This window comes from Streptomyces kanamyceticus (assembly GCF_008704495.1).
In the GTDB taxonomy this organism is placed as follows: Bacteria; Actinomycetota; Actinomycetes; order Streptomycetales; family Streptomycetaceae; genus Streptomyces; species Streptomyces kanamyceticus.
The window spans coordinates 5,894,701-5,910,690 of sequence record NZ_CP023699.1 but is presented as its reverse complement, the minus strand read 5'-3'; the positions used below and the strand labels follow the sequence as shown (position 1 = coordinate 5,910,690).

The window sequence follows — 15,990 nt, the reverse complement described above, 5'->3', positions numbered from 1 at the left end:
GTCAGGTCGTGGTGTCCGGATTGGGCAGGAGGGATCAGCCCGACGACGTGAGCGGTCGCGTCAGGTGGAGAGGGGGAGGAGTGGGGTCAGATGCCGAGAGCGGGGAGGATCACGGCGTCGATGTAGGAGGTGAGGAACTCACGGTCGACCGTGCGGTCCTCGATGAGGTCACGGGCGACGAAACCGCCGACCAGCATGTGGATGACGAAGTCGAGTGCCGGGTTGTCCGCGGCCACTTCGCCGCGGTCCACGGCTCTGCGCAGCAGCGTGTTCAGATGGTCGAGCTCGGGCTCGATGAGCAACTGCCGCAAGGCCTGGTGCAGTTCGGCGTTCCCGTGGATGGCGTGGAAGAGACCCCGCATCAGCGCGGCGTCCCTGTCCATCTGGCAGTCGTCCGAGCGCGCCATCATCGCGTGGATGTCGCCGCGCAGCGAGCCGGTGTCGATCTCGTCGAGCGACGTCGGCTTGTTGTGCCGCAGCGCCTTGGCGATCAGCTCCGGCTTGCTCCCCCACTGGCGGTAGAGGGTGGCCTTGCTCGACCGGGTGCGGGCGGCGACGGCGTCCATGGTGAGCGCCTCGTACCCGACCTCGCGGAGCAGGTCGAGCACGGCCTCGTACAGCTCGGCCTCGCGCTCGGGCGTGATCCTGCTGCGCCGCGTCGTTGCCGCCTCAGTCATGGATCCACCTCCTACTCCTGCTACTCCTGAACGAAACGGTTTCGTACGCGTCGACTGTACGCCCCCTCCTTAGCGAAACGAAACCGTTTCGTACGTGTGCTGCGCCACAAGTTGCCGGGGCCCGCCGGGCGGAAAAGCATGGGGAGGTGACCGACGCACGCGACGACCACCAGGACGCCAGCACCCCGGACGACCACGCCTACCTGCGCTTTCCGCACCTCAGCGGCGACCGCCTCTGCTTCGCCGCCGAGGACGACCTCTGGGTGGCCCCCCTCACCCCCGAGGGCGCCCCCGCCGGCCGGGCCTGGCGGCTCACCGCCGACCGCACCAAGGTGAGTCACCCGCGCTTCTCGCCCGACGGCCGCCACATCGCGTACACGACCTGGCGCAGCCTCGACCCGGAGATCCACCTCGCCCCCGTGTGCGGCGGCCCGTCGCGGCGCCTGACCTACTGGGGCAGCACCGACACCCGGGTCTGCGGCTGGTCACCCGACGGCGACATCCTCGCCGTCTCCTCGCACGGCCAGCCCTTCTCCTACTTCTGCTGGGCCTACAGCGTGCCCACCGACGGCTCCCCCGGCGGCAAACTGCCCTGGGGCCCGGTCTACGACATCGCGGTCACCGATGCCGATGCCGGGGCCGACGGCGAGAGCGAGCGCAGGACGCTGCTCCTGACCGGCAAACCACCGCACGAGCCCGCCGCCTGGAAGCGCTATCGAGGCGGGGCCACCGGCCGCCTGTGGCTGCACGGCGAACAGCTGCTCGACGGCCTCGAAGGCCATCTGGACTCCCCCATGTTCGTGTCCGGACGCATCGCCTTCCTCTCCGACCACGAGGGCGTCGGCAACCTCTACTCCTGTCGGCCCGACGGCACCGACCTGCGGCGCCACACCGACCACGACGCCTTCTACGCCCGGTACGCCGCCAGCGACGGCACCCGCGTCGTCTACCAGTGCGCGGGCGAGATCTGGCTGGTCGACGACCTCGCGGCGGACTCCGTGCCGCGCCGCCTCGACGTGCGGCTCGGCGGGCCGCGGGCAGGTCGGCGCGTCTACCAGGTCCCGGCCGCGCAGCACGTCGACGCGCTCTCCGTGGACACCACCGGCCGCGCGAGCGCCGTCGTCGTACGCGGCAGTCTCTACTGGCTGACGCACCGCGACGGCCCGGCCCGCACCATCAGCGACACCCCCGGCGTCCGCGTACGCCTGCCCGAGATGCTCGGCACCGGCGGCCAGGTCGCCTACGTCACCGACGCCGAGGGCGAGGACGCCGTCGAGATCGCCTACCTGCCGCGCGCCAGCGGCGACCGCGCGCCGCGCAGACTCGCGAGCGGCGCGCTCGGCCGCGTCCAGGAACTGGTCGCCTCGCCCAACGGCGAACGCCTCGCCATCGCGTCCAACGACGGCCGTCTCCTCCTCATCACCGTGTCCGACGAGGCGGCCGCCGCCACGGACACCGAGGACACCACCGGTGAGGTCGCCGACGGCGAGGTCACCGAGCTGATCCGGTCCATCAACGGGCCCGTGCGCGACCTCGCCTTCTCCCCCGACGGCAACTGGCTCACCTGGTCGCACCCGGGCATCGGCCGCTCCTTGCGCCAGATCAAACTGGCCCGCATCGAGGGCCCTGGCGCCCGCACCGTCATCGACGTCACCAACGGCCGCTTCGAGGACGAGAACCCGGTCTTCACCCGCGACGGCCGCTACCTCGCCTTCCTCTCCTGGCGCGGCTTCGACCCCGTCTACGACGTGCACACCGGCGACCTGTCCTTCCCCCTCGGCTGCCGCCCCTACCTCGTACCCCTCTCCTCGGCGACCCCCTCCCCCTTCGCCCTCCTGCCCGACGGACGCCCCGCCGCGGGCGGCCTCGACCCGGCCGACGGCGGCGGGGGCGACGGCACGACGACGGTGGAGGTCGAGGGCCTGGAGGCACGCGTCACGCCCTTCCCCGTCTCCGCCTCCAAGTACTCGGCGCTGCACCCCGTCAGCGGCGGCGGCCTGGTCTGGCTGCGCTGGCCCATCTCCGGCGCGCTCGGCGAGACCTTCGCCAACCCGGCCGACACCTCGGGCCGCCCCACCCTCGAATACTTCAACATCACCAAGGCCAAGAAGTCCCAACTCGTCGACCACCTGGACTGGTTCGCGCTCAGCGGCGACGGCTCGCGGCTCGTGGTCGTCGACGAGGGCGACCTGAGCGCCGTGCCCTCCACTGAGCAGGGCGACGGCGACACCACCGTCTGGATCGACCTGCGCCGCATCCTGCACGAGGTCGACCCGGCCGCCGAGTGGAGCCAGGCGTACGACGAGGCGGGCCGCATCATCCGCGCCTACTTCTGGGAACCGGGGATGTGCGGCATCGACTGGGACGCGGTGCTCGCGCAGTACCGCCCCCTGGTCGAACGCGTCGCGTCCCCCGACGAGTTCGCCGACCTCCTGCGCGAGGTCCTGGGTGAGCTCGGCACCTCCCACGCGTACGTCTCCGCGGCCCGCCGCAACGAGGGACCGCCCCACTACCAGCGCGCGATGGGCCTCCTCGGCGCCAACCTCGTCCACCGGGACGAGGGCTGGATGGTCAAACGGATCCTGCCCGGCGACTCCTCCGACTCCAAGGCCCGCTCCCCGCTGGCCGGTGCGGGCATCCGCGAGGGCGCGGTCCTCACGCACATCGACGGCCGCACGGTCGACCCGGTGACCGGCCCCTACCCCCTGCTCTCCGCGGCGGGCGGCACCACGGTCGAGCTCACCTTCAAGCCCGCGGAGGGCGAGGGCAGGGCCCGCCGCGTCGCGGTCGTCCCCCTGATCAACGAACGCCCCCTGCGCTACCAGGACTGGGTGGCCAAACGCCGCGAGGTCGTACGGGAGTTGAGCGGCGGCAAGTGCGGCTATCTGCACATCCCCGACATGGGCGGCTCGGGCTGGGCACAGTTCAACAGGGACCTGCGCCTGGAGGTGTCGCGCCCGGCCCTGATCGTCGACGTACGGGGCAACGCGGGCGGCCACATCAGCGAACTGGTCGTGGAGAAGCTCACGCGCAAGATCCTCGGCTGGGACCTGACACGGAACGCCCAACCGGTGTCGTACGCCTCGAACGCGCCCCGCGGCCCCGTGGTGGCCCTGGCCGACGAGGCGACGTCCTCCGACGGCGACATGATCACGGCGGCGTTCAAGCTCCTCGGACTCGGCCCGGTCGTCGGCCAGCGCACCTGGGGCGGCGTGGTCGGCATGACAGGACGGCACACGCTCGGCGACGGAACCGTCATCACCGTGCCGATGAACGCGGGCTGGTTCGACGCGTACGGCTGGTCCGTGGAGAACCACGGCGTCACCCCCGACATCGAGGCCCTGCGCACCCCGCTCGACTGGGCGGAGGGCCGACATGCCCAACTGGACGACGCGGTAAGGGTCGCGCTGCGTCTCCTCACGGAAAGTCCGGCAGCGACCCCGCCCGGCTACTCGAACGTCCCCGACAGACGCCGCCCGAAGCTCCCCCCACGCACCTGACCTGCGCGCACACGCCCCCATGCATGATCGAAATGCGAGGCGTGTCCGCCCATGTAAGTCTGGTCGAGGCCCAATCCCCCACCCAACAACGGGAGTGAATCGCATGGGCATCAAGGACCAGTTCCAGGACAAGGCCAACGACCTCGCCGACAAGGCGAAGAGCGCCATGGGCGGCGCCAAGGACGAGGCGAGCGAGCGCGGCGCGCAGGCCCAGGACGAAGCGAGCGAGCGCGCCTCGCAGGCTCCGGACCAGGCCCGGGACGCGGCGCAGGAGCAGCAGGACAAGTTCAACCAGGACTACGACGCCTGACGCTGCGCTGTGCTTGACCAGGAGAGGCCCCCCGGGACGCCGGGCGGGCCTCTTCCCCGTGGCCCGCGCCCCCCATAACCGCCGCTTCGCGGCGGATGCGTCCCCACCCGCCCACCCGAATCTCCGCGACGGACCGCCCCTGTAGGAACAACCCGCCTTGGCTTCGGCTGTGGGGCGGGGCCGCGCCGCTGTGGGCAATCGTGCCGCTGGGCGGCACGGGTGGGCACAGCCTCCGGTGCCGAGGGACGATGACCAGGGCATCCACCCGTGGCAGGCGGACACAGCCCGGGGCCGAACCCAAGGCACAGACCCGCCCAGGGTCAGGCCCCCGTTCGCGCCCTCTCGTCCGCCGACCCACCCGCCCCCACAAGCCCCGTCGACACCGTCCCGAGGCGCGGCTCGAAGCGCCGCATCTCCCGTTGGCCGACGGAGCCGATGACCGAGGGCAGGTACCCACGGATGCCCTGCATCCCCCGCAGCCACCACTGCGCGTACACATGGCTGGAGCGCCGCTCGATCCCGGCGACGATCCGGTCGACCGCGGGACCCAGCGGGTACGTCTTGTTGGACGGCCACGGAAGGCGCTGCCGCAACTCCCGCATCACGTCGTCCTGATCGGCCCCCCGCACCATGTCCGTATCCGTCCAGGACAGGTACCCGACACCGACCTTCACGCCCTTGTACCCGACCTCGGCCCGCAACGAATGCGCGAACGCCTCGACGCCCGACTTGGACGCGCAGTACGCGGTCATCATCGGCGCGGGCGTGATCGCCGCCAGCGAGGCGATCTGCAGCAGGTAGCCGCGGCTCTCCATGAGGACCGGCAGGAACGCGCGGCCCGTGACCGCGCTGCCTATCAGGTTGACCTCTATGACGCGGCGCCACGCGTCGGGATCGGAGTCCAGGAAGGGACCGCCACTGGCGACACCCGCGTTGGCGACGACGATGTCGACCTTCCCGAAGCGCTCCTTGACCTCCTGCGCGACACGCGCCATCGCCACGTGGTCGGTGACGTCCGCGTGCCAGTGGTCGCTCTCGTTGTGCAGCCGCTCCGACACCTGCTTGAGTTCGTCCGGCTCCAGGCCGACGAGCGCGACCTTGGCGCCCCGCGCCGACAGCTTGCGCGCGAGCAGTTCCCCGACTCCGCGCGCCGCACCCGTGACGACCGCGACCTGTCCTTCCAGGCTGACCCTGCTCATGCGCCCTCCCCCATCTCCGAGTTGACCCGCACGTACGTAGCGACGAGGCCCCTGATCCGCTCCGTGACGGCGTCCGGCGCCTCCACGGGCGTCATGTGCCCGACCCCGGCCAGCTCGGTGAGCCCCAGGCACTCGGGCAGCGCGGCCGCGATCCGCCGCGCGTGCACGACGGGCGTGAGCCGGTCGGCGGTACCGGCGACGACAGCGGTCGGCACCCGCAACTCGCCGACCTCGACGTCGAGTTGAAGTTCGTCCAGTACGTGCGACCACCCGTACCTGACGTCCCGGGGACACGCGTGCACGATCCGCGCGCACGCCTCGACCTTGTCCGGCGCCGAACCGGGCCCCATCGTGGCGTACTTGAGGATCCGCCTGGCAGGCCCGGTGACGGGCCCGAGCGGCGCCCGCGACCCGAGCACGGAGCGGGTGAGCCGGGTCCGCAGCCGCCCGGCCCGCAACGGCACCACGCGCGATTCGGCGACCAGGGACGAACTTCCCGTACTGCACAGCAGAACGGCGGCGACGTGCTCCTGGAACCCGGCCCGGCCGCCCGCGGCCATCACCGTCATGCCGCCCATGGAGTGCCCGGCGATCACGGCCCGCTCGCCGGGCGCGAGCGTCGCGGCGAGCACCGCTTCGAGGTCGTCGGCGAGCGCCCGCGTGCTGTAGCCGTCGGGGTCGGCGGGCGCGGCACTGCGGCCGTGTCCCCGCTGGTCGTACGCGATGACGCGATGGTCGGCGCCGAGCGCCCTGATCTGCGCGGCCCAGAAGGCGGTCGAGCAGGTCCAGCCGTGCGCGAGCACCACGGCGGGCGCGTCGTCGGGCCCGTGCACCTCGACGTGGAGGCGGGCGCCGTCGGCGGAGACGGCGGTCAGTTCGCGGGCGGCGGCGGGCGGCGCGTAGGGCCCGTCGACCACGTGCGTGAGGCGGCTCATGCCCCGGCCTCGACCTTCTTGGTCCCGGGCTTCTTCCTGGTACGGGGAGCCGGTGCCGCCTCGACGGGATCGGGCGCCCGCAGCACCTCGTACTCGGAGAGGTCGACCCGCCGCGTGGCGGCCCTGAACTCGGTGGTGGTGCCCGGCCAGACCGTCGTGTTGACCCCGTTCTCGTCGAGGTACCAGCTGTTGCAGCCGCCGGTGTTCCACACGGTGCGCTTCATCCGCTCCTGCACCCGCCGGTTCCAGGCGCCGACCGCGCTGGGCCGCGGGGCGAGCGCGGCGCGCCCGCCGAGGACGTCCAACTGCCGCATGTAGTCGGCGAGGTAGTTCAGCTGGGACTCGATCATCAGGATCATGGAGGAGTTCCCGAGCCCGGTGTTCGGGCCGATGATCGTCATCCAGTTGGGGAAGCCCGCCGCGGTCGCGCCGCGCAGCGACTTCATGCCGTCCTTCCACGTCTCCATGAGGGTGTGGCCCTCGTCGCCGACGACCCGGTCGGCGATGGGCATGTCCGTGACGTGGAAGCCGGTACCGAAGACGATCGCGTCGACCTCGGTCTCGGTGCCGTCGGAGGCGACGAGCGTGTTGCCTCGCACCTCGCTGAGGCCGCTGGCGACGACGTCGACGTTGGGCTTGGCGAGCGCCGGATAGTACGTGTTGGAGAGCAGGATGCGCTTGCAGCCGATGCGGTACGTCGGCGTCAGCTTGTCCCGCAGGACCGGGTCCTTGATCGCCCGGTACATGTTCCGCTTGGCGATCCGCTCGACCATGCCGAGCTCGTTGGGCCGCTTGGTGAACGCCTGGACCTGCAACTCCCTGATGCCCCACAGGATGCCGCGCCGGGCCTGGGTGGTGAACGGCAGCTGCTTGTGCAGCCAGCGCTCGGCACCGCTGATGGCGCGGTCGGCGCGCGGCATGACCCACGGGGGCGTGCGCTGGAAGAGGGTCAGCTTCCCGACCTCGCGCTGGATGGCGGGCACGATCTGGATCGCCGATGCCCCGGTGCCGATCATCGCGACGCGCTTGCCGCGCAGGTCGTAGTCGTGGTCCCAGCGGGCCGAGTGGAAGACCTTGCCGGGGAAGGTGTCGATGCCGGGGATGTCCGGGATCTTGGGGTCGGAGAGCGGCCCGGTGGCGGAGACGACGACGTCGGCGGTGAGCGTGCCGTTGCTGGTCTCGATCTCCCAACGCAGCTCGCCCGAGTCCCAACGCATCAGCTTCACCTCGGAGTTGAGGCGGATGTGCGGGCGCAGCCGGAAGGTGTCGGCGACGTGTTCCAGGTAGTCGTGGATGTGCTCCTGGCCGGAGAAGGTGCGCGGCCAGTCCGGGTTGGGCGCGAAGGAGAACGAGTACAGGTGCGAGGGCACGTCGCAGGCGCAGCCCGGGTAGCTGTTGTCCCGCCAGGTGCCGCCCACCGCACCGGCCCGCTCCAGGACGACGAAGTCGGTGATGCCCTCGCGGCGCAGCCGCACGGCGGCACCGAGGCCACCGAAGCCGGATCCGATCACCGCCACCCGTACGTGCTCGTGCTCTGTCATTCCGCCGCCTCCCGGAAGTACCCGAACCCTGCCAGTAGTCACTGGCGCAATTGGAGACTAAGCCAGTCGCGTACTCATGGGTAGGGGTCGGGTAGAGGAAAGTTACCGGCGGTACCACCGACCACCACCCGGATAGGCTTCCCACGTGGCAGACCAACGAGAAGGCGGAACGGGCGGATCGGGCGGAAGCGGGAGCACACCGGCCGGTGACGTACGCGAGTACCGCATGGAGGAACTGGCCGAGGAGGCCGGGATCACCGTGCGCACCGTGCGCTTCTACCGCGAGCGCGGCCTCATCCCGCCGCCCCGCCGCGAGGGCCGCATCGCCTGGTACGACGCGCACCACCTGGCCAGGCTCCGCACCATCGCCGCACTCCTGGAGCGCGGCCACACCCTGAACGGCATCGCCGAGCTCTCCGACGCCTTCGACAAGGGCCGCGACGTCGGCGAACTCCTCGGCTTCGGCGAGTCCACCGAGGAACAGCCGGTCCGCCTCACCCCCGAGGAACTCGCCGACCACTTCGCGGGCGAGGTCACCCCGGAGAACCTCGCGGCCGCCATGGACCTCGGCTACCTCGGCACCGACGGCGACGAGATCGTGCACATCAGCCGCCGACTGCTCGACGCGTCATCCACCCTCGTACGCAAGGGAGTTCCGCTGGCCGCGGTCCTGGAGGCGGGCGAGCGCGTGCGCGAACACGCGGACGCGCTCGCCGAGTTGTTCATCACGGTGCTGCGCACGCACACCCCGGACACCGCGGAGCTGGAGATCGAGGAGCTGCGCCCGGTCGCCAAGAGCGTGGTGGAGGCGGAACTCTCGATGGCGCTTGACCGCCGCCTCAACCAGACCTGACGCACCCGCCCACTCAGCCTGACGCACGCCCACCCAGCCTGACGCACCACCCACCCACCCAGCCTGACGCACCGCCCGCTCAGGCGGGCAGCCACCAACGCGCCTTGTAGATACCGCCGTTGACCAGCTTGTACGCGCTGGCGGGCCGGTGCACGCTCACCGTCGTCGTCCACCAGGTCTCACCGAGGCCGCCCTCCGGCACGGTGCTGAGGACCTGCCCGGTGCGCGGATCGTTCCCGACGGCCTTCACCGACTTCCGGGAGATCACCTCGTGCCCCGCGAAGTCCTGCACGAAGGTCCCGCCCCGCTTCTCGTACTGGAACACGGCGGCGTTGGTCGTCACCCAGAGCCGTCCGGGCCGCCCCGCCACCGGGAAGAGGTCGTGCCCGCCGGGAGTGCGGCCCGGCGTGCCGACCGGCAGACCGACCGCCGAGCGCCGCGTGAGCGTGGGCCGCGCGGCCGTGCCGCCCACCGCGTAGGTCACCAACTCGTCGTCACCGAGGGCCCAGAGCACCTTGCGCGCGCCGTCCCAGTGCAGCCCGTGCGCGCCCTTGAGCTCCGCCTCGGCGTACCGCGTGGCGTGCGGTCCTCCCGACGCCGCGTACAGCCGCACCCGCGCGCCCGTGCTGCACGCGACGGCCACGTTGCCGTCCGGCAGGATCTCCGCGCTGTGCGGATTGAAGAGATCGTCGCCGGGCCCGATCGCCGTGCCCCAGTACCGGCGCCCGGTCGGATGCTCCACGACCGCCACGAACCCGAACGACGCCGTCGTCAGGACGTACGTACGCCCCCGGAGCCTGCGCACCTTGGCCTCGCTCGGGTACACCCAGCTCACGTCCGGCCGCAGATCCGCGTACCGCCGGTCGCCGAGCGGCGAGAACTGCCACTTCACGACGGACGGATCGACGGCCGGATCCCAGGTGCGCCGCCGCGGGTCGAGCACGAGGATGCGTCTGGTGGCCTGCTCGGTGAGCAGGACCGGCGGCGTGCCCTGGGGAATCCCGTCGGCGGCGGACGCCCACGCGGCGGGCAGCGCCGCGGCGGCCCCGGCGCCCGCGGCCCCCGCCGCCCCCAGCAGAACGGCACGCCTGGACGGCATGGCGATGGTCATGCGAAGTCCCCCCGCACGGTCGACAGTTGGTGGTCATGTACGCGACCGCAATCTGCCATGCCGTACGGGCCCGGGACAGCCCTGCGCCGGACTTTGTGACCACCCGCCCACCCTCGCGGGCGGGTGCCCCTACAGGTCGTAGACCACGGTCACCGGCGCGTGGTCGCTCCACCGCTCGGCGTGGGTCGCGGCCCGCTCGACGTACGCCTTCACCGCGCGCCCGGCGAGCCCGGCCGTCGCGACGTGGTAGTCGATGCGCCAGCCCGTGTCGTTGTCGAAGGCGCGCCCACGGTAGGACCACCACGAATAGGGGCCCTCGACATCGGGGTGCCGCGCGCGCACGACGTCCTCGTACTCCTCGAAGACCTCGTCGAGCCAGGCCCGCTCCTCGGGCAGGAAGCCGGAGTTCTTCTTGTTGCCCTTCCAGTTCTTGAGGTCGGCCTCTTGGTGGGCGATGTTCCAGTCGCCGCAGACGACGACGTGCCGTCCCTCGGCGGCGGCCCGCGCCTTGAGCCCCTTCAGGTACACGAGGAACTCCGCCATGAACCGGATCTTCTCGTCCTGCCGCTCGGTGCCGACCTCGCCGGAGGGGAGGTACAGGCTGGCGACGGTGACGCCCGGCAGATCGGCCTCCACGTACCGCCCGCTGCCGTCGAACTCCTCCGACCCGAAGCCGACCCGCACCCGGTCCGGCTCACGGCGCGTATAGAGCGAGACTCCCGCGCGCCCCTTCGCGGCGGCGGGCGCGTGCACGACGTGCCAGCCCTCGGGGTCGCGCACCTCGTCCGGCAGCTGCTTCTCCTCGGCGCGCACCTCCTGAAGGCACAGGACATCGGCCGAGGTCTCGGCGAGCCACTCCACGAAGCCCTTCTTGGCGGCCGCGCGCAGCCCGTTCACATTCACGGAAGTCACAGTGAGCATCCCGGCACGATACCGGCACACTGGACGACAGCACCCGTCCGACACCGCATAGAAGTACGATACTCCGCATGTCTATCCAGAACTCCACGCACACCGCCCCCGCCGCCATCCACCTGCGCACGGTCACCTTCGCGCACCCGGACGCCATGGCCCTGAACGACCGCGTCCAGCTCGAATATGCGGAGCGGTACGGCGACGAGGGCGACGTCACACCGCTCGACGCGACCATGTTCGAGGCCCCGCGCGGCCTCTACGTCATCGCGTACGACGAGCGGGGCACGCCCCTGGCCACGGGCGGCTGGCGCTCCCAGGACGAGAACGAGTCGGGCTACGCGGACGGCGACGCGGAACTGAAGCGCATGTACGTCACCCCCGAGGCCCGCGGCCTGGGCCTCGCCCGCCGCATACTCGCCGTCCTGGAGGAGGACGCGAAGGCGGCGGGCCGCCACCGCATGGTCCTGGAAACCGGCACGAAGCAGCCGGAGGCGGTCGAGCTCTACCTCTCCAGCGGCTACGTCCCCGCGGCCCAGAAGTTCGGCCACTACCGCTTCGACGACTTGAGCCTCTGCTACGTGAAGCCGCTGTAGCCCCGTAAGGGGGCGCGGAGAACTCCGCCCCGTAAGGGGCGCGGGGAACTGCGCGCCCAGCCACAACGCCCCCGCAGAGAACAGCCACTACCGCCCCGCAAGGGGCGCGGGGAACTGCGCGCCCAGCCACAACGCCCCCGCAGAGAACAGCCACTACCGCCCCGCAAGGGGCGCGGGGAACTGCGCGCCCAGCCACAACGCCCCCGCAGAGGCCAACGGAACTCGCTCAAGCCCTCCGCACGGCAGATCGCAGATCAAGCTCAGCCACCGCACCCCCCGCCACCCCGTTGGCAAAGCGCAGCCGCCCGCCAAGAACCTTCGCCTGCCCCTGCGCGATGGTCAGTCCGAGGCCGAGCCCCACCCCCTGCCGCCCGCTGCGGAACCGCTGCGGCCCCCCGGAGAGCAGCCCCGGCGGAAAACCGCCCCCGGAATCCCGCACCCGCACCACCCCGCCGTCGACTTCGACGGTCACCGGCGCGGCCCCGTGCCGCAGCGCGTTGCTGACGAGATTGGCCAGGACCCGTTCCACCCGCCGAGGATCGGTCTCGACGCGTACGTCACGTACCACCTCAACCGTCACACCGGCCGCCCCCGCGGCCCCGGCGGCCCCCACCGACCTCCGCGCCAGCGCCCCCAGTTCGCACTCCTCCACCACGAGCCGCTCGGCCGCCCCGTCGAGGCGGGCCACCTCGATGACGTCGTCGACCAGCCCCCGCAACCGCCGCGCCGACTCCCGCACCAGCTCCGACGGGCGCCCCGGCGGCAGTAGCCCCGCCGCCGTCACCATGCCCGCCACCGGCGTCCGCAGCTCGTGCGCGATGTTCGCCGTGACCTCACGCTCGGCCTGCAGCCGTGCGGCGAGCGCGTCCGCCATGGTGTTCACCGCGGCCGCGAGCTGGGTGATCTCGTCCTTGCCGTGCAGCGGAAGGCGTGCGGTGAGATCCCCGTCGGCGATGCGCCGCGCCGCGCCCGCCTTCGCGGTGAGCCGCCGCCCGAGCCGCGTCGCGACGAGCAGCCCCGCCACACACGCGAGCGCGGTCCCGATGCCACCGGAGATCCACAGCACCCGGTCCAGGTCGCGTACGGCATCGGCCTCCCTGCCGTAGGGCTGTTTGAGCGCCACGACCTCCTTGCGGTACTTGCTCGCCGCCCACATCTGCGGCACCTGCCCGCTCCGGTCCAGATAGACGCCCCAGCTCCCGTCCGCGACCGCGTCGGCGAGCGGCTTCGGCAGATCGAGCGGATCGACCAGCGTCCGGTCACCGTCGATCCCCGCCGCGTGGTCCTGCACCGCGGTCTGCAGCCGGTCCCCGATCTGGCTGCGGGCGCTCGCGAACTGGGCGTCGACGGTGCGGTGATGCACGAGGAGCCCCATCACCACGGACACCACGGCAGCGGTGCCCGCGATGGCGATACCAATCTTGGTACGCAGTCCCATACCGGCTCAGAACTCCGGGACGGACAGCCGGATGCCCTGGAACTGCACGTTCACCGCCGCCGCGGGCAGCTCCTCGGGCTTCTTCGGCTCGACGGTCGCCCGCCGGTAGTACGCCACCCGCTCCTGGCGCTCAAGACCGCTGAGCGTCAGCGTCGCCTCGTACGGCTTGTCGGCGCAGCCCGGCAGACACCACTCGCCGCCCAGCCTGCCGGTCGCCCGCGCGGTCGGCCCGCCCCAGTCCCGCCAGCTCAGCCCCGTCACGGTGACGAACTCGGTGAGCCCGACGGAGGTCGGCCGCCGCAACGGCTGCCCCATCGCGTCGGCCACGTAGACGGGCCCCGTCACCTTCGACGGCTGCAGCGCGGACCCCTCGACCCGCAGCCCTTCGGGCCCGGCACAGCCACCGACCAGCACGGCGGCCAACGCGGAGCCGCAGACGACGGCGGGGTTCTTCAAGGGCCGGAACATGGATCAAATGTATCCAGCCCCGCATAAAGGACACTTTGAACAGCTGTCACGCGGCTGCCGCGGAGCCCTGGTGGGGCACCCCGGCGCTCAGGCGGCCTCCCACGCCGCCTCGACCATCCGGAAGACCTCGTCCACGGCGGCCTGCGGATCGTCCGCCTCGCGGGCCAGCGCATAGGCGTCGACCACGAACCTCGCGATCGTCCGGCAGGCCGTCGTGGTCCGGGCCGCCAGGACGGGATCGGCGGCGATGGCCGCCGCCAGCGAGTCCGCGTAGCGCACCCGCATCGACTCCTCGTACTCCCGCAGGGCACGGGACTCGTCGATCATGCGGTAGACCGGGGCGGTTCCGTCCGCCGTGCAGTGCCGGACCATGGCGTGGATCTCGCGGCGCAGCGCGGGGATGAGCGGCTCGTCCGGGGCGCGATCGGCGACCGCCCGCGTGAGGCGTTGCTGGAAGTCGGCGTCCTGCTCGAACACCAGGGCCTCTTTGGAGGCGAAGTGGGAGAAGAGCGTGGTGACGGCCACGTCGGCCTCGGCGGCCACGTCGCGGATGCCCACCGCGTCGTATCCCCGCTCCAGGAAGAGCCGCATGGCGGCGTCGGCGATCTTCTGGCGGGTGGCGGCCTTCTTGCGCTCGCGACGTCCGGTCGGCACGGTCATGCCGCTGACACTACCAAATCCGAAGGAGCAACAACCACGAAACAATAACGGTTAGTGTTACGGTCGATGACCGGGGGGAGCGACCACCCCCTCCTCCCCCTCCAACGGCCGCCACGCACAAGGAGATTGCCCATGCTCGCCATCCGATACCACCGCTACGGCGGTTCCGACGTCCTGCACATGGAGGAGGTCGCGGAGCCGCACGCCGGCCCCGGCCAGGTCCGCATCGCGGTGCGCGCCACGGGCGTCACCCCCGCCGACTGGTACCTGCGTTCAGGGAGACTCCGCGACATCGTCCCGCTGCCCCTCCCCCACACCCCCGGCGTGGATGCCGCGGGAATCGTCGACGAGGTCGGCGAGGGGGTCACCGGCACCGCCGTGGGGGACGAGGTCTTCGGCCTCGTACCGTTCGCGGACCAGGGCGGCGCCGCGGCCCAGTACGCCGTGCTGGAGGCATGGGCACCCAAGCCCCGCTCATGGTCCTACGAGGAAGCGGGCGGCGCCGCGGGCAACATCGACACCGCCATGCGCGTACTGGAAGCACTGGAAGCCTCCGACGGCATGACGCTACTGATCGAGGGCGCCGCCGGAGGCGTCGGCACCATCACCGCACAACTCGCCCTGGCCCGCGGCCTCACCGTGATCGGCACCGCGAGCGAGGGCAACCACGACTTCCTCTCCCGGCTCGGCGTCGCACCGGTCACCTACGGGGCGGGTCTTGCCGACCGCATAGCCCCCCTGGCCCCGCACGGCATCGACGTGGTGCTGGACGCGGCGGGCAAGGGCTCCCTCGCCGACCTGGTGACCATCGCCGGTGACCCACAACGCGTGGTCACCATCGCCGACTTCGACGCCGAGCGACACGGCGTGCGCTTCTCCCGCTCCGAAGCGGGAGAGTCCCCGGGCTGGGCAGGCCTCCCCCTGGCCACCGACCTGGCCGACCACGGCCGCCTCACCGTCCCGCTCCACGCCGTGTTCCCCCTCGCGGAAACCGCCGCGGCCCACGACACGAGCGCCACGGGCCGGGCACGCGGCAAGATCGTCATCACCGTGCCCTGATCCCCGCACCCCGGAAACGACGAAGATCCTGCCCGATCTTCCGATCGGACAGGATCTCGTCAACTACTCCTGAGCTAACTCAAGAACAGTTGTGCAGAGCAGGTCTCCACGCTGCGAGTTAACTTATTACCCGTTGCTCCAGAACGGCAGATCAGCGCGCGGGGCGTAGCAATATGGGTCGATGTTTGAACTCGGAGTCCCTCGTCACGTACGCCGAGTGGGTGGCATGCGAAAGTTCCCGCCGGAAGCTCCGGCGGGAACGCTCACAGATGACTTAACCATCAGGCCTTCTGCTTGGAGAAGTCCAGGTCCTCGTTGGTCATATCCGGGTCCCTCAGATGCAGGATCAGATCGCGCGTCTCTTGACTGATGTAGAACCCGCTCTCACTGGGGCCAGTGTTGCCGCACGGGCCCGGGGCGAGGTCGAATCCGACCCAGCGCGCACCTCCCATCCGGGGAGTTCTGACCTTCCATTTCCCCTGCAGGGGCTGACCCGGGGCGGCGACCCCCGGGCCGCTCGAGCCGGGCAGCACCTCCGTGCAGGGGATGTTCCGCAGGATCACGGATCCGTCCTCGCTGAACTCGGCAGTCCTGCCGTCCGCGGCACGCCAGGTGCCGACGATGTCCCGCGCCGAAGGATCCCGTGAGTCCTGATGGCCCCCTGGACTGCCGGAGCAGGCGGCCAGCACGCCGGCCGACACCAACAGAGCCATGAGCTTGAGCGGCAATGT

At 71.4% G+C, this 15,990-nt stretch carries 15 protein-coding genes; 5 read left to right on the top strand and 10 right to left on the bottom strand.

Features of this window, described 5'->3' with window-relative positions; translation table 11 throughout:
• Window positions 1–86 precede the first annotated feature (86 nt).
• Complete coding sequence (locus CP970_RS25405; protein WP_055551391.1) at window positions 87–677, bottom strand: TetR/AcrR family transcriptional regulator; 591 nt, start codon at window positions 675–677, stop codon at window positions 87–89.
• Window positions 678–823: 146 nt separating this feature from the next.
• On the opposite strand from CP970_RS25405, the gene CP970_RS25400 reads away from it, so the two are divergent.
• Together CP970_RS25400 and CP970_RS25395 are read left to right on the top strand one after the other, a co-directional pair.
• Complete coding sequence (locus CP970_RS25400; RefSeq protein WP_150493952.1) at window positions 824–4,177, top strand: S41 family peptidase; 3,354 nt, start codon at window positions 824–826, stop codon at window positions 4,175–4,177.
• 103 nt (window positions 4,178–4,280) lie between these two features.
• Entirely contained in the window at window positions 4,281–4,487 is a 207-nt protein-coding gene (locus CP970_RS25395) for a hypothetical protein (protein ID WP_150493950.1), read from the top strand.
• 320 nt (window positions 4,488–4,807) lie between these two features.
• Here CP970_RS25395 and CP970_RS25390 read toward each other — a convergent pair whose 3' ends face one another.
• The 3 genes from CP970_RS25390 to CP970_RS25380 are packed head-to-tail and all read right to left on the bottom strand — an operon-like array spanning window position 4,808 to window position 8,162.
• A complete protein-coding gene (locus CP970_RS25390; protein WP_055553054.1) occupies window positions 4,808–5,686 on the bottom strand; it encodes an SDR family oxidoreductase in 879 nt (292 codons plus the stop codon).
• Window positions 5,683–6,621 (bottom strand): alpha/beta fold hydrolase, encoded by a 939-nt coding sequence (locus tag CP970_RS25385; RefSeq protein ID WP_055553053.1) that lies wholly within the window; start codon window positions 6,619–6,621, stop codon window positions 5,683–5,685. The genes CP970_RS25390 and CP970_RS25385 overlap by 4 nt, the downstream gene beginning before the upstream one ends.
• A complete protein-coding gene (locus CP970_RS25380; protein ID WP_055553051.1) occupies window positions 6,618–8,162 on the bottom strand; it encodes a flavin-containing monooxygenase in 1,545 nt (514 codons plus the stop codon). The genes CP970_RS25385 and CP970_RS25380 overlap by 4 nt, the downstream gene beginning before the upstream one ends.
• Window positions 8,163–8,388: 226 nt before the next feature.
• Here CP970_RS25380 and CP970_RS25375 point away from each other — a divergent pair, with 226 nt between their 5' ends.
• Window positions 8,389–9,015 (top strand): MerR family transcriptional regulator, encoded by a 627-nt coding sequence (locus CP970_RS25375; RefSeq protein WP_055553050.1) that lies wholly within the window; start codon window positions 8,389–8,391, stop codon window positions 9,013–9,015.
• Window positions 9,016–9,094: 79 nt separating this feature from the next.
• On the opposite strand, the gene CP970_RS25370 is transcribed toward CP970_RS25375, so the two are convergent.
• The gene (locus tag CP970_RS25370) at window positions 9,095–10,126 is read right to left on the bottom strand and encodes a DUF6528 family protein (protein WP_055553049.1); all 1,032 of its coding nucleotides are present in this window, start codon (window positions 10,124–10,126) and stop codon (window positions 9,095–9,097) included.
• Between the two features lie 129 nt (window positions 10,127–10,255).
• Window positions 10,256–11,047 carry an exodeoxyribonuclease III gene (locus CP970_RS25365; RefSeq protein ID WP_055553047.1) on the bottom strand — a complete coding sequence of 264 codons (792 nt, stop codon included), beginning with the start codon at window positions 11,045–11,047 and terminating at the stop codon, window positions 10,256–10,258.
• A gap of 68 nt (window positions 11,048–11,115) precedes the next feature.
• On the opposite strand from CP970_RS25365, the gene CP970_RS25360 reads away from it, so the two are divergent.
• On the top strand, window positions 11,116–11,634 hold the full coding sequence (locus CP970_RS25360; protein ID WP_398655736.1) for a GNAT family N-acetyltransferase: 519 nt from the start codon (window positions 11,116–11,118) through the stop codon (window positions 11,632–11,634).
• 226 nt (window positions 11,635–11,860) lie between these two features.
• On the opposite strand, the gene CP970_RS25355 is transcribed toward CP970_RS25360, so the two are convergent.
• The 3 genes from CP970_RS25355 to CP970_RS25345 all read right to left on the bottom strand — a co-directional run bounded on the left by CP970_RS25355 (window position 11,861) and on the right by CP970_RS25345 (window position 14,200).
• Entirely contained in the window at window positions 11,861–13,072 is a 1,212-nt protein-coding gene (locus CP970_RS25355) for a HAMP domain-containing sensor histidine kinase (RefSeq protein ID WP_150493948.1), read from the bottom strand.
• Between the two features lie 6 nt (window positions 13,073–13,078).
• A complete protein-coding gene (locus CP970_RS25350; protein WP_055548543.1) occupies window positions 13,079–13,540 on the bottom strand; it encodes a hypothetical protein in 462 nt (153 codons plus the stop codon).
• An 87-nt stretch (window positions 13,541–13,627) separates the two neighbouring features.
• On the bottom strand, window positions 13,628–14,200 hold the full coding sequence (locus tag CP970_RS25345; RefSeq protein ID WP_055548541.1) for a TetR/AcrR family transcriptional regulator: 573 nt from the start codon (window positions 14,198–14,200) through the stop codon (window positions 13,628–13,630).
• 132 nt (window positions 14,201–14,332) lie between these two features.
• Here CP970_RS25345 and CP970_RS25340 point away from each other — a divergent pair, with 132 nt between their 5' ends.
• The gene (locus CP970_RS25340; RefSeq protein WP_055548539.1) at window positions 14,333–15,259 is read left to right on the top strand and encodes an NADP-dependent oxidoreductase; all 927 of its coding nucleotides are present in this window, start codon (window positions 14,333–14,335) and stop codon (window positions 15,257–15,259) included.
• A 281-nt stretch (window positions 15,260–15,540) separates the two neighbouring features.
• On the opposite strand, the gene CP970_RS25335 is transcribed toward CP970_RS25340, so the two are convergent.
• Window positions 15,541–15,972 (bottom strand): hypothetical protein, encoded by a 432-nt coding sequence (locus tag CP970_RS25335; RefSeq protein WP_150493946.1) that lies wholly within the window; start codon window positions 15,970–15,972, stop codon window positions 15,541–15,543.
• Between the last annotated feature and the right edge of the window lie 18 nt (window positions 15,973–15,990).

Bases quoted from the DNA above. Each gene is read 5' to 3' on its own strand.
- CP970_RS25385 (WP_055553053.1), bottom strand. From the start codon at position 6,621: ATGAGCCGCCTCACGCACGTGGTCGACGGGCCCTACGCGCCGCCCGCC.
- CP970_RS25350 (WP_055548543.1), bottom strand. From the start codon at position 13,540: ATGTTCCGGCCCTTGAAGAACCCCGCCGTCGTCTGCGGCTCCGCGTTG.
- CP970_RS25340 (WP_055548539.1), top strand. From the start codon at position 14,333: ATGCTCGCCATCCGATACCACCGCTACGGCGGTTCCGACGTCCTGCAC.
- CP970_RS25335 (WP_150493946.1), bottom strand. From the start codon at position 15,972: ATGGCTCTGTTGGTGTCGGCCGGCGTGCTGGCCGCCTGCTCCGGCAGT.
- CP970_RS25375 (WP_055553050.1), top strand. From the start codon at position 8,389: ATGGAGGAACTGGCCGAGGAGGCCGGGATCACCGTGCGCACCGTGCGC.
- CP970_RS25365 (WP_055553047.1), bottom strand. From the start codon at position 11,047: ATGCTCACTGTGACTTCCGTGAATGTGAACGGGCTGCGCGCGGCCGCC.
- CP970_RS25405 (WP_055551391.1), bottom strand. From the start codon at position 677: ATGACTGAGGCGGCAACGACGCGGCGCAGCAGGATCACGCCCGAGCGC.
- CP970_RS25390 (WP_055553054.1), bottom strand. From the start codon at position 5,686: ATGAGCAGGGTCAGCCTGGAAGGACAGGTCGCGGTCGTCACGGGTGCG.
- CP970_RS25360 (WP_398655736.1), top strand. From the start codon at position 11,116: ATGTCTATCCAGAACTCCACGCACACCGCCCCCGCCGCCATCCACCTG.
- CP970_RS25395 (WP_150493950.1), top strand. From the start codon at position 4,281: ATGGGCATCAAGGACCAGTTCCAGGACAAGGCCAACGACCTCGCCGAC.
- CP970_RS25345 (WP_055548541.1), bottom strand. From the start codon at position 14,200: ATGACCGTGCCGACCGGACGTCGCGAGCGCAAGAAGGCCGCCACCCGC.
- CP970_RS25370 (WP_055553049.1), bottom strand. From the start codon at position 10,126: ATGACCATCGCCATGCCGTCCAGGCGTGCCGTTCTGCTGGGGGCGGCG.
- CP970_RS25380 (WP_055553051.1), bottom strand. From the start codon at position 8,162: ATGACAGAGCACGAGCACGTACGGGTGGCGGTGATCGGATCCGGCTTC.
- CP970_RS25355 (WP_150493948.1), bottom strand. From the start codon at position 13,072: ATGGGACTGCGTACCAAGATTGGTATCGCCATCGCGGGCACCGCTGCC.